This is a genomic window from Qipengyuania sp. CAU 1752 (genome assembly GCF_054482615.1).
In genome coordinates this window covers 2,228,074-2,245,334 of the sequence record NZ_JBTLRE010000001.1, presented here as the reverse complement: position 1 = coordinate 2,245,334, position 17,261 = coordinate 2,228,074, and the positions used below count along the sequence as shown (strand labels likewise).

The following is a 17,261-nucleotide window of genomic DNA, read 5'->3' as shown; positions in this document are numbered from 1 at the left end:
CCCTTAAACGGCTAGGAATTGGGCATTGACCCAGTCCATGTTCCGCCGTGGTTGATTTGACCTGCCCCCGACCGTAAAGACCCGCACACCCGACTGCCATTTCAAGAAAGACGAGCCCCCGTGGCGCTGACACCTTCCAACACTCCTTCCAGTGACAAGAAAGCCAACCAGAAAGTTGCGGCGGATGACGCCCTGCTGCGGGAGGTCGATGATGCCGTCCGACAGGACCAGTATAGCGAATTTGGCCGCCGATACGGTGTGAGCCTCCTCGCAGTGCTCGTTCTGGGGCTTGCGGCGTTCGGCGGTTATCTTTGGTGGGATGGCCAGCGCGAGGGCGCGCTGGAGAAAGATGGCGAAGCGTTGATTTCGGCCATGGACCAGATCGAGGCCGGCAATCTCAAGACTGCCAACGAGGCGCTTGGCGCGATTGTCGACGACGACAATGTTGGGGCCCGTTCGGCGGCCTTGCTGCTACAGGGCGGCGTGCTTTCGCAACAGGGCGACGCCGAGGGCGCAGCACGCGTTTTCGGGCGTCTGGCGACAGACACCTCCGCACCTTCCGCCTATCGCGATCTTGCGCTTATCCGGCAGGTCCATGTCCAGTTCGATACGATGGATCCTGCCGAAGTCATTTCCCGGCTCAAGCCCATCGCGGTACCGGGCAACGCCTATTTCGGCAGCGCCGGCGAGCTGGTAGGCATGGCCTATCTCGAGCAGGGCAAGCGCAAGGAAGCTGGCGCGCTGTTCAGCCAGATCGCCAAGGAAGATGACGTGCCGCAATCGATCCGTTCGCGGGCGCGCCAGATGGCCGGCGTTCTCGGCGTCGACGCGATCGAGGATGTCGACAAGGTACTGAAAGAAGCAGGCGCAAACACCGGCGGCAATACAGCCACCGGCGCTCCCGCTCCGGCAAGCTGAGCCTTGGTGGCAAAACGAATTTCTCGGATCGTCGACGCGGTCCGCACTCGAAAGATCTGACGGGATGAAACCTTTGATGTCGAAACGTATGAAAAAGGCCGGAAACATTGCCGTGGCTAGCCTTTTGGCGCTGGCCCTGGCCGGCTGCAGCGGCGGATTGTTCGGCGGGGGCGGCGAGAAGAACAAGACCCCTACTATCGGCAACCGGGTGCCGGTCCTGTCCAAGATCGAAACCGGGGCCGAGGTCGATCCATCGCTCGCTGGCACCGCAGTTGTGCTGCCTCCCGCGCAGGTCAACAGCACCTGGGCGATGGCTGGTGGCACGCCGAGCAAGAGTTACGGGCACCTTGCCCTGGGTGATACGCCTTCGCGGGTGTGGACGGCGCAGATTACTGGCGGCAGCAACCGCGTCCGGTTGGGCGCTTCCCCGATTGTTGCCAACGGCAAACTGTATTCGGTCGATACTGAAAGTGTTGTCCACGCCTTTGACGCCGCTACTGGCGCACGCGCCTGGTCGCACCGGATGGAAATCGACAAGGGCGTTCGCAAGTCCGCATTCGGTGGCGGCGCGAGCTATGATGCCGGTCGCGTTTATGCCACCAATGGCGTCGGCGAAGTCGTTGCTCTCAATGCTGAGACCGGACAGCCACTGTGGAAGGTCAAACCAGGCGGTCCGTTGCGCGATGCGCCGACACTGGCTTTCAATCTCGTCATCGTGATGACGCAGGACAACCAGATCTTCGCACTCAATGCCAATGACGGTTCGGTTGCGTGGCAGGAATCCGGTTCGCAGTCGCAGGCAGGAGTGTTCGGTGTTGCTTCTCCGGCCGCTGGGCAGGGGTCGATTATCGCCGGATACAGCTCGGGCGAGCTGACGGCCTATCGCTACGAGAACGGCCGCACCTTGTGGTCCGACGCATTGGCGCGGACCTCGATCTCGACCTCGGTCGGCTCGCTGACCGATATCGATGCCGATCCGATCATCGATTCGGGCCGCGTCTATGCGTTGGGCCAGGGTGGCCGGATGGCAGCTTACGAACTGGTCACCGGCCAGCGGATCTGGGAACTGAACCTGGCCGGGATTTCCACCCCTGCTGTTGCCGGCGAATGGATTTTCACGCTCACCGACGATGCCCGCCTGCTCGCCATCGCCCGTTCGACTGGCAAGGTTCGCTGGGTTAGCCAGCTCCCCCGCTATCGTGCCGAGAAGGACAAGGAAGGGCCAATCTTCTGGACCGGTCCCGTACTGGCCGGAAACACGCTCTACGTGGCGAGTTCGGAAGGTGAAATCTGGCGCGTCAGCACCGGCGAAGGCAGCGCGCAGCTGTTCCAGGACATAGACCAGTCCGTCAGCGTCCCGCCGATCGTCGCCAACCAGATGCTCTACGTTCTCGACGATAGTGGCCGGATTCACGCCTTCCGCTGAGGTTTAACGGGCTGCTCGCCAAGACCACATCTTACCTTGCGCTTAACCCTTTGCGGGTAAGGCGCAGGCATGCGCGAGGACAATCCTTCACCCACGCTGCCGAAGAGCGATGTCTCCTCGGGCGTCGGAGTTGCCGGCCTGCTCGGGCTGGCCTTGTGGATACTGCTGTGCCGCAACTACGCCCCGATCGCTGAATCGCTGGGGCTGCCGGGACCGCGCGGCCCGCTGTCTGGACCCTATGCTGCACTCGCAGCGATGCTGTTTACCGCACTGCCGATGGTGGTGTGGTCGCTGTTGGTCGATAAGGTTCACCTGCGCCCCTCGACCGGGATCAGGTGGCACGATCCGCGGCCCGTTTCCGAAATCGTGCAAGTTTCGACCGTCAAGATCGCCGGCCTGTGGGCGACCTGGGCGATTATCGCCGGGCTTTATTGCCTCGGCCGGTGGTACTGGGACGGTCAATATCTGTTTGCCATGAAGGTTCTGGGCGTCGCGCTGGCGCCGATGCTGGTGTTCTCGGTGCCCTATGTCCTCTGGCTTGACCGGCGGATGGAGGAGCCGCGCGACCATGCCTGGCATTTCGGTGCCATGTTGCAGGGGCGCGAAGCCTATGATCCCAGCGAGGTAAAGAAGCATTGGCGGGCCTGGATCATCAAGGGCTTTTTTGGCGCCTTCATGATCTCGATCCTGCCGGGTGGTTTTCGCGAGGTGGTCGAGGCCGACCTAGCCCAGCTTGCGACAAACCCGGCGGGCTTCGCATTCTTCCTGATCACCCTGTTGTTTGTTGTTGACGTGCAACTGGGTACGGTCGGCTACCTCGTCACATTCCGTCCACTCGATGCCCATATCCGCAGCGGCAATCCGTTCCTGAGCGGCTGGGTTGCAGCGTTGCTGTGCTACCCGCCCTTCGTCTTCGGCTTCATGGGGGGCGAGGGGATCATCGCCTATGAGGTCCATACGCCGGGCTGGGTTCACTGGTTCTCTGGCAATGCCTTGCTGGTCGGCCTGTGGGGTGCGTGGTTGACCTTTCTGACCGCAGTTTATGCTTGGGCAACAGTGGCCTTCGGCCTGCGCTTTTCTAACCTCACCTATCGTGGTGTGCTGACCAACGGGCCTTATCGCTTCACACGTCACCCAGCATATCTGGCCAAGAACGCCTTCTGGTGGTGCGCGACCTTGCCATTCCTGGTCAATGCCGACGGTTCGGCCATCGACGTTGTCCGCAACACATTTTTCCTCGGTGTGGTCAGTGCAATCTACTATTGGCGCGCTCGCACCGAAGAGGCGCACCTCCTTGGCGAAGACCCCAAATACCGCGCCTATTACGACTGGATGAGCGAGCACGGCCTCATTACAGCGCCGCTGACTCGGCTGGGGCGCAAGCTGCGGCCTCGTGGCCCTGTGCTTCAGGCGCCTGCGGAGTAGATCCGCCTAAAGCGGTTTGCCGTCATCAGTTTCGTAGATACGCAAGTCCCGCCCGATCGGCGGATTGGCAGCCATGACTTTCTGGAACTCGGCCATGTGCGACGAGGTTCCATGCGCCGCCACCGCCGACTGGTCGTGCCAGCGTTCGTAGATTATCAGCGTATCGGGATCGGTCAGGTCCTGCGCGAAAGTATAGTCGATGCACCCGTCTTCGGCACGGCTGGCCGCAACCATTGTCTTGATAGCTTCGACAGTTTCCGGATTGTCGGCAACCGTGCCCGGGGGAAGCGTAATCGTGCCGTTGATCTGTATCATCCATCCGTCTCCGCGTCAGAAGCTGTATTTGTAAACCCTGCTGATATCGCCGTTCCATTCGCCGTTATACATGTCGAGCAAGCGCTGGGCCGGGACTTTGCCGCTCTCAACGATTTCATCGAGCGTGGAGAGGAAACCGGTTTCGTTGTCGCCGCTCTCGCCCAGCCGCGCGCGCGCCGTCAGACCCTGCCGGGCGATGGCGAGGACGTCCTTGGCCAGGTCATGCAAACGGTGGCCGCCGGGAATTCCCGCGTCGAGTGCCAGGCGTGGCACCGAATTGCGAAGATCTTCGCGCTCTTCCATCGACCAGTCCTTGACCAGTTCCCACGCCGCATCCAGCGCCGCGTCGTCATAGAGCAAGCCGACCCAGAAGGCTGGCAGCGCGCAGATCCGACTCCACGGCCCCCCATCGGCACCGCGCATTTCGAGAAAGCTCTTGAGACGGACTTCGGGGAAGGCAGTCGAGAGATGGTCCCACCAATCGCTCGCGCGGGGTTTCTCGCCGGGCAGGACCGACAGGTTTCCATCGAGGAAGTCGCGGAATGATAGGCCGGCCGCGTCGATATATTTCCCGTCGCGGTAGACAAAGTACATCGGCACATCGAGCATGTAGTCGACCCAGCGCTCGTAGCCGAAGCCGTCCTCGAACACGAAGGGCAGCATGCCGGTGCGATGTGGATCGGTGTCCGACCAGATATGGCTGCGGTAGGACAGGAAGCCGTTGGGCTTGCCTTCGGTAAAGGGCGAATTTGCAAACAGCGCTGTCGCCAGCGGCTGCAGCGCCAGTCCGACGCGAAACTTCTTGGCCATGTCGGCTTCCGACGCATAGTCGAGATTGACCTGGATGGTGCAGGTCCGCAGCATCATGTCGAGGCCGAGTTTGCCGACCCTTGGCATGTGCCGCATCATGATCTCGTAGCGCCCCTTCGGCATTACGGGCAGCTCGGCGCGCGTCTTGTCAGGCCACATGCCAAGACCGAGAAAGCCCACATCGCATTTCTCGCCGACGTGCTTGACCTGGGTCAGGTGGCGGCCGGTCTCGTTGCAGGTCTGGTGCAGGTTTTCGAGCGGTGCACCGGACAGTTCAAGCTGACCGGCCGGTTCCAGGCTGACCGCGCCATCGTCGCCCTTAAGGGCTATGACGTAGCCATTTTCTTCGACGGGCTTCCAGCCGAATTCCTGCATATTCAGCAGGATATCGCGAATACCTCCATCCTCATCATAGGACGGTGCGCGATGATCGTCGCGCTTGTAGACCAGTTTCTCGTGCTCGGTGCCAATTCGCCAATCAGCTTTGGCTTTTTCGCCAGCCTGCATCGGCGCGACCAATTGGTCGCGCGATTCGATGGTGGGGTCTTCCGCCCCGCTTTCCTCGCGCGTGCTCATGGTGTCCGGCGTTAGGATGCGATCTGGCGAAGGGAAAGGAAAATCCGCTTGCCGTGTGCGCGGGCGAACTTTCGCGCCGTTCGCGTCACTATTGCCAGTCCCCGGTCGTGCCCATCCAGAGCGCGGTGGCGGCAATGGCAGCGGTTTCTCCGCGCAGGATACGCGGGCCAAGGGTGATTGCCCGGGCCATCGCATGGGCGCCGATGGCATCGCGCTCGGCGTCGTCGAAACCTCCTTCGGGGCCGATCAGGAGACCGGCGGGTCCGGAGTGGGCGGAGAAGGCCCCTTCCGCTGGCTCTCCGCCCAATTCGTCGGCGAAGAACAGGGCGCGGCCATGCGGCCAGTCGCGCAGCAAGGCGTCGAGCTTTATCGGCTCGGCAAGATCCGGCAGGGCGGTCCTTGCACACTGCTCAGCGGCCTCGGTGATGATGGTGCGTGCGCGCTCGGCGTTGAGCTTGTCGGCAACGCAACGGCGGGTGATTATCGGATGGATAGCTCGCACCCCGAGCTCGGTGGCCTTTTCCAGCACCAGGTCGAAACGATCTTTCTTGAGCAGGGCCGGGCACAGCCAGAAATCTGGCACCTGCTCGCGCGCGCGCAGCATTTCCACCGGTTCGAGCGTGACGACCCGCTTGGCGACGCTGCTTACGGTGCATGCCCATTCGCCGGTCACATCGTCACACAGGATCACCGCGTCACCTTCTGAGATACGCATGACCTTGCCGAGGTAGTGGGCGGCGTTGCCTTCCACCATGACGGGCCAGCACTCGACAATGGGTTGCGGCACAAACAGGCGCGGTGCGCTGCGCGGGGGCCAGGCGGGCGTGGCGGGCATGGCTAGGCACGTGGCACGTAGGCCGTTAGGGGGCAAGAGATGAGCGAACAGGCCCCGCCCGAAATCGTCCCCGACAGTGAGCATCGCGGGCTCGTTGCACGCCTGCCGCAACTGCCGCGCGATCTGGCACAGCTGGCTCGCTTCGATCGGCCGATCGGCTGGTGGCTGCTGTTCTGGCCCTGCGCGTGGGGGGTGTGGCTGACCGGAAGCGGTTGGCAGTTGGCGCTGCTTGGCTGGCTCCTTCTCGGAAGTATCGCCATGCGCGGGGCGGGCTGCGTGTACAATGATATCGTCGATGCCGATCTGGACCGGAAAGTGACCCGTACCGCTAGCCGTCCGGTGGCGAGCGGGCGAATTTCGAAACGGGTCGCCTGGGCCTGGTTACTGGCGCTGTGCGGGCTGGGGCTCGTGGTCCTGCTCCAGTTGCGTCTCGAAGCGCAGATTGTCGCTCTGGCGAGCCTGGCGTTGGTGGCGGCCTATCCTTTCATGAAGCGGATCACCTGGTGGCCGCAGGCATGGCTCGGACTGGTCTTTACTTGGGGGCTGTTGGTCGGCTGGACGCAGTTTCGCATCGATTACCTCGTTGTACTGGCAGTGCTTTATCTCGGCGCGGCGCTGCACGTGATTGGTTACGACACGATCTACGCCCTGCAGGACCGCGAGGATGATGCGATGGTCGGCATTCGCTCGAGCGCCCTGCGACTAGGAGCAAATGTTCGGTCCGGCGTCGGACTGTTCTACGCGGGAGCCATTGGCCTTTGGGCCTTGGGTTTCTGGTTGCTGCGTCCGGATCCCTTCGCGCTGCTGACACTGTTGCCGGTGGCGCTGCACCTTGCATGGCAGGCCGCCACGCTTGATCCATCCGATCCTGCCAACCCTTTGGCGCGGTTCCGCTCCAACCGCTGGGCTGGTGCCTTGATGGCGGCGGCGTGTTTCCTGGTGGGCAACGCATGAGGGGCTCCTGCGCGACTGTTTACTTTTCGTTCTCCTGACGCGATGAACATCGCAATGCCCGCGATCCCCCTTCCAGCGCTCCATGCCAGCCATGCCGGCACCTGGCTGCGCGAAGCCAATTCCGGTACCCGCGGCTGTTCCAAGGGTGAGGCGATCAACGCCGCTGCCGATACGCCGGTGCTGCTGCTCAATGCGCCGCTGGTCGCCTCGCGGTTGGGTTATCCCGACCTCTCGGGACTCGACCTGCTCGAACTCTTCGCCTTCATTCATCCGGCAAAATTCTGCGTCCCGACGCCAAAGGGGCTGGCCCATGCTCTCGACCTGGACGAGGCGAAGGGCGACCAGGACGTGCCCGAATTGCTGCAAAGAGCGGCTGGCAAGTTATTGCAAACCTGTGAGAGTCCCGACTGGGCCGAGCGCGAGGGAGCGTGGAGCACCTTGCAGTCGCTGGCCCGACTGCGCTGGCCGTGGGCTGGCGTTCTGGCACCTCATGTCCGCAAACCCGAGCGAGCAGAAAAGTGGTTGTTCTCGCGGCTCCCCGAGTGGGAAGAAGCACCCGAGCGTCCGCAACCGGCACAAGTCAATATCGACCAGTTCGAGGTCGAGGCGCAGCTCGAAAGGTTGACTGGCGAAGGTGCCGAGCGACGCGATGGCCAACGCGCCTATGCCCGCGATGCGGGCGGTGTATTCGCACCGCGCGACAAGCAGAAGCGGCCCCACTTATTGTTGGCGCAGGCGGGTACCGGCATCGGCAAGACGCTGGGCTATCTCGCGCCGGCCTCGCTCTGGGTAGAGAAGGCGCAAGGGACGGTCTGGGTCAGCACCTACACCAAGAACCTCCAACGACAGTTGCGGCGCGAAAGCCGCCGGGCATGGCCAACGCAGCGCGGCGACGGCTCGCAACCGGTGGTGGTGCGCAAGGGGCGCGAAAACTATCTCTGCCTGCTCAATCTGGAAGATGCACTGCAGGGCGGCTTTGCCGGCCGACCGGCAGTTCTGGCACAACTGGTTGCGCGCTGGGCAGCCTACAGCGCCGATGGCGACATGATCGGCGGCGATTTGCCTGGCTGGCTCGGCACGCTCTTCCGCAAACGCGCGATTTCTGCGCTGACCGACCAACGCGGTGAGTGCATCTATGCCGGCTGTCCACACTACCGCAAATGCTTCATCGAACGCGCCACGCGGGCGAGCGCACAGGCCGACCTGGTCATCGCCAACCACGCCCTGGTGATGATCAACGCGGCGCGTGGTCGCCATCAGGGGCAGCCGCCCACGCGCATCGTGTTCGACGAGGGCCATCATGTCTTTGATGCCGCGGACAGCACCTTTTCCGCCGCTCTGACTGGCATGGAAGCGATCGAGCTGAGGCGTTGGATCGTCGGGCCGGAGAAGGGCAATCGCGGTCGTCGGCGCGGACTTGCGGCACGATTGGCCGACGTTGCCAGTTATGACGATGCCGGCGGCGAAGCGGTGGAGGCCGCTGTTGAGGCATCACAGGCGCTTCCGGCCGACGGCTGGATCGCCCGATTGGTGGAAGCTTCTCCCTTCGGCCCGGTCGAAGCTTTGCTGGGGCAGGTGCGCAACCTGACCTATGCCCGCGACGAAAGCGGCGCGCAGGATGCGGGCTATGGTATTGAAACCGAAATCGCGTCCTTGCCCGGTTCTTTGATCGAGGCAGCGCAGGCTGCGCAGGCAGCGCTCGCCGCCATACGTGCACCGCTGATGAAGCTGGGCGGGCGACTGGAAGCGGTGCTGGAAGATGCGCCTGACTGGCTCGACGGGCAGGGGCGGGCGCGTATTGAGGGCGCGCGTCACTCGCTGCGCTGGCGGATCGACTTGCTGGCCGCGTGGGAATCGCTGCTGGCCCGGTTGGGCGGTCCGGCCGACCCTGATTTTGTCGACTGGTTTGCAGTTGATCGCAACGACACTCGCGAGTTCGACATCGGCATCCATCGTCACTGGCTCGACCCGATGAAGCCCTTCGCCAATGTCGTGCTGGAGCCCGCCCATGGCGTGATGCTGACCAGCGCCACGCTGACTGACCGTCTGCCGGATAGCGGCGAGGTGGAAGCGGTTCCGGCTGAGGACTGGGCGGGGGCCATCGCTGCCAGCGGTGCGCCGCATATCGAATTGCAACCGCGTACCAGCAGCGCGCACAGCCCATTCGACTATGCCGGACGGGCCGAAGTGCTGATCGTGACCGATATCAGACGCGGCGACCTTTCCGCCCTTGCCGGGGGCTATGCACGGTTGATCGAAGCGGCGGGTGGCGGCGTGCTGGGACTGTTCACTGCGATCAAGCGGCTGCGCGCGGTTTATGGCCGCATCGCCGACAGGCTGGCGCGGGTCGGACTGCCGCTTTATGCCCAGCATGTCGACCCGATCGACACCGGCACGCTGACCGACATTTTCCGGGATGACCGCAAAGCTAGCCTGCTCGGCACCGATGCGCTGCGCGACGGAGTCGACGTGCCGGGCGAAAGTCTGCGCTGCGTCGTGCTCGAGGCCGTGCCATGGCCGCGCCCGACAATCCTGCACCGCGCGCGCCGCGCAGCTGGCGGCGGCGGTGCCTATGATGACCGTATCATCCGTGCGCGTTTGGCGCAGGCCTTTGGGCGCCTGATCCGCAGCCGCGAGGATGCGGGGCATTTCATCGTCCTGTCATCCGCCTTTCCGAGCCGCCTGCTCAGCGCCTTCCCGCCCGGCACGCCTGTCAGGAGATTGACGTTGGATGAGGCATTGCAGCGGGTTGCCGCCGGGCCGCCTAGCGTCGATAGAGATGATGAGGTTGACGGCATCACGGCACGGGAGTCGCAAGGTCAATGAAACTGCTGGGCCTGTTCAGACACGCCAAGTCGGACTGGGACGACATGTCGACCCGGGATTTCGATCGCGGCCTCAACGCCCGCGGACGGCGCGGCGCTGCCCTTATGGGCGAGCATATCTGCGCCGAAGGGATCCATTGGGACCTGTTGCTCGCCAGTCCGGCGGAGCGGGTCAAGCGCACGCTTGAGGCAGCGCAACTGGGCTTGGCTCCGCGCTGGGATCAGCGGCTCTATCTTTCTGGTGCCGACACCATTGTCGATGTGATTCATGAAAAGGCTGGTGATGCTGACGCAGTGCTCATCAGCGGGCATAATCCGGGCATGCAGGAAATGCTGCTCAAGCTGATCCCGCCCGGCAATGAGAACATCGCTTTCGATGAAGCTAGCACCAAATTCCCTACCGCTTCCTTCGCCGTGATCGAACTGGATATTGACGACTGGAGCGAATTGGGCGGCGAGAATGGCAAGTTGATCCATTTCAAGCGGCCGCGCGATCTCGACGCCGAGCTTGGCCCAGAAACTCGCTAGCCCAGCACTTGTCGCGGCCCTGGCCCATCGCGGCCCAGACGATCGTCGGGATTATACAGCGCACATGTTTTCAGACTGAGGCATCCGCAGCCGATACAGCCATCGAGCCGGTCACGGGCGCGTTCCAGTTCTGCAATGCGCGAATCGAGTTGGCTGCGGATAGCGGTGCTGATCGTCTTCCAGTCGCGTGCGGTCGGGTTGCGACCTTGAGGCAGGCGCGCCAGCTGCGCCTCGATCTCTCGCAGGGACAGTCCCAGCCGCTGCGCGATCAAAACGAAGCTGAGCCGGCGGATATCCCCGCGCAGGAAACGGCGCTGGTTGCCAGAGGTGCGCAGCGCCTGGACCAAGCCTTGTTCTTCGTAATAGCGGATTGCCGAGACCGATAGGCCCGTACGCCTGGCGAGCTCGCCGATGGGCAATAGATCTGTGCTGCGCATGGCTCTGATACTTACGCGAAGAAACCTTTGACCTCAAGTTAGCTTGAGGTTGCATGGTTGTTGCGTGAAGATTCGTTTCAGAACCCTCGCTTCCGGATTTCAGTCATCGGGCCGCGACATTTCACGAAGGAGTGCATCATGCCCAAGGGCTATCTTGAACATGCCAACATCACCGTCAGCGATCCCGACCGCTCGTCCCAATTGCTGCAAAGCCTGTGCGGCTGGCACGAGCGCTGGAGGGGGCCGTCGCGACTTGGCGGCAAGACTATCCATGTCGGCGACGATGCGCATTACATTGCGCTTTATACCGGCGGCCCGGTTGGTGAACGCTATGCCAAGAGCAAGCCGCTCAACCATCTCGCATTCGTTGTCGACGATCTCGATGCGGCAGAGAAAGTCGCGAAGGCGGCGGGCCTGGAACCCGGGCAGCGCGATGTATACGATCCCGGCCAGCGGTTCTATTTCTTCGACTGGAACGGGATCGAATTCGAAGTCGTGAGTTACGCCTGAGTTCGGTAGGGCGGCGTGCCTTCGCACTTGCAACAATCCCGGCGCTCCCGCAAAGGCTGCTCCCATGAGCATGCAAGATCTTGTCGCCGCCGCCCGTGTGTCCAAGTCCTGGCCATTTCAGGAAGCACAGCGCCTGCTCAAACGCTATCCCGAAGGGACCAAGCCCGACGGGTCTCCGGTGCTGTTCGAAACCGGCTATGGGCCGAGCGGACTACCCCATATCGGTACTTTTCAGGAGGTGCTGCGCACGACCCTGGTGCGCCGTGCCTTCGAGGCATTGATCGGCGCACGGCCCGAAGACGGCAAGACGCGGCTGGTGGCCTTCAGCGATGATATGGACGGCCTGCGCAAGGTGCCCGACAATGTCCCAAATAGGGATATGCTGGAGAAGCACCTGCACAAGCCGCTTAGTCGCATCCCGGACCCGTTCGATTCCGGGCACCAGAGCTTTGCTCATCACAACAATTCGAAACTCCGCGAATTTCTCGACCGTTTCGGATTCGACTACGAGTACGTCGCAGGCAGCGACCAGTATAATTCAGGAGCGTTTGACGATGCGCTGCGGCAGGTATTGCGCCGCAATCAGGACATCCTCGACATCATGCTGCCGACTCTGCGCGAGGAGCGGCGACAGACCTATTCGCCGGTCCTGCCGGTCAGCCCCACTACCGGCCGAGTATTGCAGGTGCCGGTCGAAATAGTCGATGCCGAAGCAGGCACGATCCGCTTCACTGACGAGGACGGCTCGGTTGTCGAGCAGTCGGCGCTGGGCGGACAGGCCAAGCTGCAATGGAAAGTCGACTGGGCGATGCGCTGGTACGCGCTCGGCGTCGATTACGAAATGTATGGCAAGGATCTTACCGACAGCGGCGTGCAATCGGGCCGGATCGTCAAGGTGCTGGGCGGCCGCAAGCCCGAGGGTTTGATCTACGAACTGTTCCTCGATGAAAATGGCGAAAAGATTTCCAAGTCAAAGGGCAATGGCCTGACGATTGAAGAATGGCTCACCTACGGAACCGAGGAGAGCCTCGGTTTCTATATCTTCCCCAATCCCAAAAGCGCCAAGCAATTGCATGTCGGCGTGATCCCGCGCGCGGTCGACGATTACTGGCAGTTCCGTGCGTCGATCCCCTCGCAGCCGCTCGACAAGCAACTGGGCAATCCAGTGTGGAACCTGCTGCGCGCCAATGGCGGATGGGAAGCCGAGGAAGCTCCAGGGGCAGGGGAAAGCTTGCCGGTGAGCTTTGGCCTTCTACTCAATCTTGCCAGCGTACTGGGTTCCGAAGCGACCGAGGAAAATCTGGCGGATTACCTCGATACCTATCTTCACGGTGTGGAGCGCGGGCCGGATCTGGACACGCTGATCGCATCGGCCGTGGCCTATACCCGCGACTATATCGTGCCGACGCTGAGCAAGCGGGCGCCCGAGCCCAACGAGGCGCAGGCGCTGGAGGCGCTCGATGCGTTTCTCGCCGAGGCCGATCCGGACACCAGCGCTGAGGATTTGCAGACGCAGGTCTATGAGATCGGCAAGCGCGAGGAGTTTGGCTTCGCCTCGCTGCGCGACTGGTTCAAGGCGCTCTACCAGACGCTGTTGGGCAGTGACCAGGGGCCGCGCATGGGCAGCTTTATCGCGCTCTACGGCGTGCAGAACACCCGCAAGTTGATCGCCGAAGCGCTCGCGCGCTGATGTTCAGGTAAACTTCCGCGTCCGGTACCACTTGGTCAGGACGTATTTGACCCCGCGCTGGACAGGGGTTCCGGCATGCAGCGTGTCTTCATTGGGCAGGCCTTCAGGCGTGGCGTTGTTCCAGATCAGCAATACGCCGGGCTTGGGCTCGACATCGATGCCGACATTGACGAAGCGTGTCGCGCCGCCAGCCTCCACCCTGTTCATGAACAGCATGGCGGTCCAGCTGCGCTGGCCACCGCGCTTGCGTTCCTGCTGCCAGTATTCTTCGCTGATATGAAAAAAGTCGTGGTGCGGCTTGAACTGCTGGCCGGCCATGTAGCGCTGCCCCTGAATCGTTTCGCCGATCTTGCTGGGCAGGCCGAGCGCCTTGTCGATCCGGTCGGAAATCGTCTTCACGAACGGGTCGTGTGCATTGAAATTGCCCGAATAGGAGGTGCGAAAGCCCTCACGCTCGGTCCCGGCATAAAGCTCGCTTGGCTGAGCGACTACGTCGATCATCATCATCAGCTTCTTGCATTCCTCGGCCGAGACGAATTCGCGCAGCGCGTAGATCTCGGCCTTGTCGGTGGCGATCTTCTCAGCCTTGGGATTGGCGTCGAGATGCTTGCGGACCATCCGGCCCACGCGGGCCAATGCGTCCTTGTCGGGAATAATTGTCTTGGTAGCCATGCAGCCATTGCTAGCAGCGCGCCATCGCCGCTGCTAGATGCAAGCCGTGCTATTGGGGAGAGCAAAAATGCATGAGGAAGGCCGCAGCCGATATTCGGTGGTGGCGATGGCGTTTCACTGGGTGATTGCCATTGCCGTAATCTGGAACTGGCGCATTGCCGAAGCGGCCGAACACGCCGCCAGCCGCGAAGAAGCGAGCGCGATCATGGTCGATCACAAGGCGCTGGGGATCACCATCCTTGCGTTGACACTGGGCCGGTTGGCGTGGCGCCTCATGCACAAAGTGCCGCCGCTGCCGCAATCGATCCCCGGGTGGGAACGCGTGGCAGCCCGCACCCTGCACATCACGTTCTACGTATTGCTAGTTGGCCTCCCGCTCGGCGGGTGGTTGGCCAATTCCTATTTCGGCAATGTCATCGACTGGTTCGGGGTCTTCAGTATCCCGGCGCTGCCGGTGGGTGAGAACCCTGATGTTGGCAAGGCGATCTTCGGTCTGCACAAGACCGGGGGGACCGTCATGCTCTACCTCATCGCCCTGCATGTGCTGGCGGCTATCTGGCACTCGCTGCCGGGCAAGGGCGGCGGCATCGTGCGGATGCTGCCTTTCGGGCGAAGCTAGGCCTTCGCCAGACGCGAAAACCCCCGCCCTGGCATTGCGCCGGGGCGGGGGTTTGCAGTGCCTGGCTGACCCCCATCGGCCCGGCAGTGCTATTCGATTGGCTTACCAGAAGAAGTCGTGGATCACGTCGACCACCTGGCCAGTGTAGATATTCACCAGCAGCACGTCGTCGTAATACCGGACCCAGCGATACGGGCCGTAGACTTCCGGCAGGCGATAATCCCAAGGATCGTTGATCCAGTACCGATTGCCGAAGAACACGTTGTCCAGGAAGAAGCCGATGCTGATCCGGTTGTACCGGTGATGGCGATAGGGTGCGTAATAGCGGCCCGGACGATACCTGCTGTGGTTCTGGTAGCGATAGTCGCGCCAGTTGTAGCGGTGCGAATTGCGCCAGCGGCGATCCCACTGCCGGTGCTCGCGGCGGGCTTCGCGGCGCTGGTCGCGGCGATAATCGCGACGAGCCTCACGGCGCGCTTCCTCGCGGCGGTACTCGCGCCGTTCCTGGCGGAAATCGCGGTCGTTGGCGCGGTAGGCCCGGTCATAGGTCTGGCTGCCAAAGCCGCCATCCCGTCGCGCTTCCCGCCGGTCCTGCCGACGTTCTACCCGGCGCTGGTCCTGACGGCCCTGGCGATAGGCATTGCGATCCTGTTGTACGGCGCGCTGCCGCTGGACGCGCTGCTGGTTCTGCTGCTCGACACGTTGGGCACGCTGGCGAGTGGCAGAGCCACGCTGCGCTACGCCGCGACGCATCTGTTCACGGGCAACCTCGCGGCGAACCTGCTGGCGTTGTTCAGCCTGGCGAGCGGGACGCTGGCGAGCAGCCGGGCGTTGGGCCTGGCGCTGCTGACGGGCCTGCTGGCGATTGCCGTCATTGCGACGGACCTGCTGGCGCTGGCGACGCTGTTGGCGAGCCTCCTTACGCTGACCACGGTTCTGACGCGCCTTGGGCTTGTCACCGCGGTCGCGCTCGGCACGTTGGGTATCTTCGGTCTCGGCGGCGGCTGCCTGCGCTGGGGCGGATGCACCCATCGCAATCATGGCAGCAAGCGCACCAAGACCACTGGCATTAAGTAATTTTGCGAACGTCATGGTCCTAGTATTCCCTTCCTGATGCCGCGCTGCCCACCCCGGCGGCCCTTGACGATGAATCAAGTGTTAAGCGAGGCGAAGTGACCGGGAACTGAACCGGCCTGTACGGCTTTTGTTAAGGTTCTTATAGAGAAACCTGAATGAACCAAGGATTGACGAGCTTAAACAACCCGTAATTGCGCAAACGGGGTGCCAATCAGTGGTCGAAGTGGTCGTCCCGTCTGGGAGCTAGACTTCGTCACCGGGGGTGATGCTGGCGATCACCATGTGTACCGTTTGGTAGAGCACGGCCACCGTTGCCGCGAGCAGCGCGACCATGATTATGGTCGAGGCGTACAGCACTTCATACAAGGTGCCGTACCAGTTGCCCGGCAGCTCATCGAACTCGCCCACGGGCAATGTATAGGCCATCAGCACGATCAGGCTGAGCATCAGCGAAGCGGTGGCCAGGCGGGCGATGAGATTGACCCTGCCATAGACCCCATCGTCGAAATCCTCGTCCATCCGCCGGATCATCCCGATCAACGTCAGCATCAGTGCCAGCGTAGTGGTGGAGGCCGTGGCAATGGCCGAGCCGAGATAGAGCCCGGCGCGCGCCAGCGCTTCGAGCAGGGCAGAGGCCTCGGCCTCGCCATAGACCGTCCCGATCGCCTGTCGCCCACCCCAACCGGCAAGGCATACTGCAAGGAAAGTCAGGATCGGCCAGGTGTATTTCTTCATGACTATTGCCCCTTGGCCCATCGAACGGGCGAGGCGGGCAATGGGTCCGAATTGCTAGCGGCGGCGAAACCCGGATGCGCCCTCGGCCACCACTTCGCGCTGCTCGATCCGCTCCACCCGCGCCTGCGACGGCCCGTCATGCAGCGCCGCGATCATGCGGTCGACATTGCGCGGCTCACCTTCGAGATGCGCCTCGACCGTGCCATCGGGCATGTTGCGTATCCAGCCGAACACTCTAAGCGACGCCGCGGTCTCGACCGTCCACTCACGGAATAAGACACCTTGGACGCGTCCGTGGATGATGAGGTGGGTGGCTATATGCGGCTGCTTTGTGATGCGCGATACGCGGTGCTTGATGTCCGAAGTTGGGTGGAAAGCAGTCACTGGTCAGCTATGAACCCATGCAATGTTCCGCAACTTAAACCTCATCGCTTGCGCTTCTGCCCTTGCTTCGGGATGCGCTCTCTCGCCAGCACCACAGACCGGAATGGCTCCTCCTGAAAAGAAAGTTGCGGGGCAACTTTACGCGGCAATCTGGGACGATCTCCGGTCGAACGCCATGATCGGAAACGGCAACTGGCTCGCCGCACGCTGGGCAAATGCAGGAAGCGAGCGGGACGATCCTCCTCAGCTGCACATCCAAGACCTTCTTTGTAGCGGCTCCGCGACGCTCCTTCGTTGTCGTTTCGGACTGCTTCGGGACGGCGGTGTTGCAACCTACCTTGGCGAGTCCACGCCAGACAGGCTGGCATGCACGGCCGACTTTCGCCGCTCTGGCCCTAACGACCACTGGTCCATCCCTCGCTTGCCGCCGGGGCCGAAAGGCGGCCACAGCCGCATCACCATCAATTGCCAGATCGTGACCTGAACGTCCGCTAGTGGGTCGTTAGCGGAAAGTCCGCTTTTGGT

General features: G+C 62.5%; 19 protein-coding genes. 11 read left to right on the top strand and 8 right to left on the bottom strand.

The features are described 5' to 3' along the window. The first annotated feature begins 120 nt into the window (after positions 1 to 120). From ACXYL9_RS10915 to ACXYL9_RS10905, 3 genes are all read left to right on the top strand, one after another. Positions 121 to 918, top strand: coding sequence for a tetratricopeptide repeat protein (locus tag ACXYL9_RS10915; RefSeq protein ID WP_459039520.1), 798 nt, complete (start codon positions 121 to 123; stop codon positions 916 to 918). Between the two features lie 76 nt (positions 919 to 994). Beyond that, the gene (locus ACXYL9_RS10910; RefSeq protein ID WP_459039519.1) at positions 995 to 2,344 is read left to right on the top strand and encodes an outer membrane protein assembly factor BamB family protein; all 1,350 of its coding nucleotides are present in this window, start codon (positions 995 to 997) and stop codon (positions 2,342 to 2,344) included. A 69-nt stretch (positions 2,345 to 2,413) separates the two neighbouring features. Continuing rightward, entirely contained in the window at positions 2,414 to 3,769 is a 1,356-nt protein-coding gene (locus ACXYL9_RS10905; protein WP_459039518.1) for a methyltransferase family protein, read from the top strand. Between the two features lie 6 nt (positions 3,770 to 3,775). Here the strand turns inward: ACXYL9_RS10905 and ACXYL9_RS10900 are convergent, their stop codons facing one another. The 3 genes from ACXYL9_RS10900 to ACXYL9_RS10890 form a co-directional block, all read right to left on the bottom strand. Further along, entirely contained in the window at positions 3,776 to 4,084 is a 309-nt protein-coding gene (locus tag ACXYL9_RS10900) for a putative quinol monooxygenase (RefSeq protein ID WP_459039517.1), read from the bottom strand. Between the two features lie 15 nt (positions 4,085 to 4,099). Continuing rightward, positions 4,100 to 5,470, bottom strand: coding sequence for a glutamate--cysteine ligase (locus ACXYL9_RS10895; protein ID WP_459039516.1), 1,371 nt, complete (start codon positions 5,468 to 5,470; stop codon positions 4,100 to 4,102). 88 nt (positions 5,471 to 5,558) lie between these two features. Continuing rightward, a complete protein-coding gene (locus ACXYL9_RS10890) occupies positions 5,559 to 6,305 on the bottom strand; it encodes a 16S rRNA (uracil(1498)-N(3))-methyltransferase (protein ID WP_459039515.1) in 747 nt (248 codons plus the stop codon). Positions 6,306 to 6,344: 39 nt separating this feature from the next. Between ACXYL9_RS10890 and ubiA the strand changes: the two genes are divergently transcribed. The 3 genes from ubiA to ACXYL9_RS10875 are packed head-to-tail and all read left to right on the top strand — an operon-like array spanning position 6,345 to position 10,612. After that, complete coding sequence (gene ubiA / locus ACXYL9_RS10885; protein WP_459039514.1) at positions 6,345 to 7,259, top strand: 4-hydroxybenzoate octaprenyltransferase; 915 nt, start codon at positions 6,345 to 6,347, stop codon at positions 7,257 to 7,259. Positions 7,260 to 7,313: 54 nt separating this feature from the next. After that, on the top strand, positions 7,314 to 10,085 hold the full coding sequence (locus ACXYL9_RS10880; RefSeq protein ID WP_459039513.1) for an ATP-dependent DNA helicase: 2,772 nt from the start codon (positions 7,314 to 7,316) through the stop codon (positions 10,083 to 10,085). After that, positions 10,082 to 10,612 carry a SixA phosphatase family protein gene (locus tag ACXYL9_RS10875; protein ID WP_459039512.1) on the top strand — a complete coding sequence of 177 codons (531 nt, stop codon included), beginning with the start codon at positions 10,082 to 10,084 and terminating at the stop codon, positions 10,610 to 10,612. Before ACXYL9_RS10880 ends, ACXYL9_RS10875 begins: the two co-directional genes overlap by 4 nt. Here the strand turns inward: ACXYL9_RS10875 and soxR are convergent. Continuing rightward, positions 10,609 to 11,049 carry a redox-sensitive transcriptional activator SoxR gene (gene soxR, locus ACXYL9_RS10870; protein ID WP_459039511.1) on the bottom strand — a complete coding sequence of 147 codons (441 nt, stop codon included), beginning with the start codon at positions 11,047 to 11,049 and terminating at the stop codon, positions 10,609 to 10,611. The two genes, ACXYL9_RS10875 and soxR, sit on opposite strands and share 4 nt — an antisense overlap. A gap of 138 nt (positions 11,050 to 11,187) precedes the next feature. Here soxR and ACXYL9_RS10865 point away from each other — a divergent pair, with 138 nt between their 5' ends. Beyond that, positions 11,188 to 11,559 (top strand): VOC family protein, encoded by a 372-nt coding sequence (locus tag ACXYL9_RS10865; protein WP_459039510.1) that lies wholly within the window; start codon positions 11,188 to 11,190, stop codon positions 11,557 to 11,559. 64 nt (positions 11,560 to 11,623) lie between these two features. Further along, on the top strand, positions 11,624 to 13,249 hold the full coding sequence (locus ACXYL9_RS10860) for a lysine--tRNA ligase (protein WP_459039509.1): 1,626 nt from the start codon (positions 11,624 to 11,626) through the stop codon (positions 13,247 to 13,249). Between the two features lie 3 nt (positions 13,250 to 13,252). Here the strand turns inward: ACXYL9_RS10860 and ACXYL9_RS10855 are convergent, their stop codons facing one another. Then, positions 13,253 to 13,921, bottom strand: a complete 669-nt coding sequence (locus ACXYL9_RS10855; RefSeq protein ID WP_459039508.1) for a prolyl hydroxylase family protein — start codon at positions 13,919 to 13,921, stop codon at positions 13,253 to 13,255. Between the two features lie 67 nt (positions 13,922 to 13,988). Between ACXYL9_RS10855 and ACXYL9_RS10850 the strand changes: the two genes are divergently transcribed. Further along, positions 13,989 to 14,540 (top strand): cytochrome b, encoded by a 552-nt coding sequence (locus ACXYL9_RS10850; protein ID WP_459039507.1) that lies wholly within the window; start codon positions 13,989 to 13,991, stop codon positions 14,538 to 14,540. A 102-nt stretch (positions 14,541 to 14,642) separates the two neighbouring features. Here the strand turns inward: ACXYL9_RS10850 and ACXYL9_RS10845 are convergent, their stop codons facing one another. Continuing rightward, complete coding sequence (locus ACXYL9_RS10845) at positions 14,643 to 15,293, bottom strand: RcnB family protein (protein ID WP_459039506.1); 651 nt, start codon at positions 15,291 to 15,293, stop codon at positions 14,643 to 14,645. Between the two features lie 36 nt (positions 15,294 to 15,329). Here ACXYL9_RS10845 and ACXYL9_RS10840 point away from each other — a divergent pair, with 36 nt between their 5' ends. Then, a complete protein-coding gene (locus ACXYL9_RS10840) occupies positions 15,330 to 15,617 on the top strand; it encodes a hypothetical protein (protein WP_459039505.1) in 288 nt (95 codons plus the stop codon). 243 nt (positions 15,618 to 15,860) lie between these two features. Here ACXYL9_RS10840 and ACXYL9_RS10835 read toward each other — a convergent pair whose 3' ends face one another. Together ACXYL9_RS10835 and ACXYL9_RS10830 are read right to left on the bottom strand one after the other, a co-directional pair. Further along, the gene (locus ACXYL9_RS10835) at positions 15,861 to 16,352 is read right to left on the bottom strand and encodes a hypothetical protein (RefSeq protein WP_459039504.1); all 492 of its coding nucleotides are present in this window, start codon (positions 16,350 to 16,352) and stop codon (positions 15,861 to 15,863) included. A gap of 54 nt (positions 16,353 to 16,406) precedes the next feature. Beyond that, the gene (locus ACXYL9_RS10830) at positions 16,407 to 16,736 is read right to left on the bottom strand and encodes an acylphosphatase (protein WP_459039503.1); all 330 of its coding nucleotides are present in this window, start codon (positions 16,734 to 16,736) and stop codon (positions 16,407 to 16,409) included. Positions 16,737 to 16,839: 103 nt separating this feature from the next. Between ACXYL9_RS10830 and ACXYL9_RS10825 the strand changes: the two genes are divergently transcribed. Further along, the gene (locus ACXYL9_RS10825; RefSeq protein ID WP_459039502.1) at positions 16,840 to 17,220 is read left to right on the top strand and encodes a hypothetical protein; all 381 of its coding nucleotides are present in this window, start codon (positions 16,840 to 16,842) and stop codon (positions 17,218 to 17,220) included. The last annotated feature ends 41 nt before the right edge of the window (positions 17,221 to 17,261 follow it).

Coding starts and splice junctions, on each gene's coding strand:
- ACXYL9_RS10910 (WP_459039519.1), top strand. CDS start 995: ATGTCGAAACGTATGAAAAAGGCCGGAAACATTGCCGTGGCTAGCCTT.
- ACXYL9_RS10905 (WP_459039518.1), top strand. CDS start 2,414: ATGCGCGAGGACAATCCTTCACCCACGCTGCCGAAGAGCGATGTCTCC.
- ACXYL9_RS10900 (WP_459039517.1), bottom strand. CDS start 4,084: ATGATACAGATCAACGGCACGATTACGCTTCCCCCGGGCACGGTTGCC.
- ACXYL9_RS10895 (WP_459039516.1), bottom strand. CDS start 5,470: ATGAGCACGCGCGAGGAAAGCGGGGCGGAAGACCCCACCATCGAATCG.
- ACXYL9_RS10890 (WP_459039515.1), bottom strand. CDS start 6,305: ATGCCCGCCACGCCCGCCTGGCCCCCGCGCAGCGCACCGCGCCTGTTT.
- ubiA (WP_459039514.1), top strand. CDS start 6,345: ATGAGCGAACAGGCCCCGCCCGAAATCGTCCCCGACAGTGAGCATCGC.
- ACXYL9_RS10880 (WP_459039513.1), top strand. CDS start 7,314: ATGCCCGCGATCCCCCTTCCAGCGCTCCATGCCAGCCATGCCGGCACC.
- ACXYL9_RS10875 (WP_459039512.1), top strand. CDS start 10,082: ATGAAACTGCTGGGCCTGTTCAGACACGCCAAGTCGGACTGGGACGAC.
- soxR (WP_459039511.1), bottom strand. CDS start 11,049: ATGCGCAGCACAGATCTATTGCCCATCGGCGAGCTCGCCAGGCGTACG.
- ACXYL9_RS10865 (WP_459039510.1), top strand. CDS start 11,188: ATGCCCAAGGGCTATCTTGAACATGCCAACATCACCGTCAGCGATCCC.
- ACXYL9_RS10860 (WP_459039509.1), top strand. CDS start 11,624: ATGAGCATGCAAGATCTTGTCGCCGCCGCCCGTGTGTCCAAGTCCTGG.
- ACXYL9_RS10855 (WP_459039508.1), bottom strand. CDS start 13,921: ATGGCTACCAAGACAATTATTCCCGACAAGGACGCATTGGCCCGCGTG.
- ACXYL9_RS10850 (WP_459039507.1), top strand. CDS start 13,989: ATGCATGAGGAAGGCCGCAGCCGATATTCGGTGGTGGCGATGGCGTTT.
- ACXYL9_RS10845 (WP_459039506.1), bottom strand. CDS start 15,293: ATGCGTCGCGGCGTAGCGCAGCGTGGCTCTGCCACTCGCCAGCGTGCC.
- ACXYL9_RS10835 (WP_459039504.1), bottom strand. CDS start 16,352: ATGAAGAAATACACCTGGCCGATCCTGACTTTCCTTGCAGTATGCCTT.
- ACXYL9_RS10825 (WP_459039502.1), top strand. CDS start 16,840: ATGGCTCCTCCTGAAAAGAAAGTTGCGGGGCAACTTTACGCGGCAATC.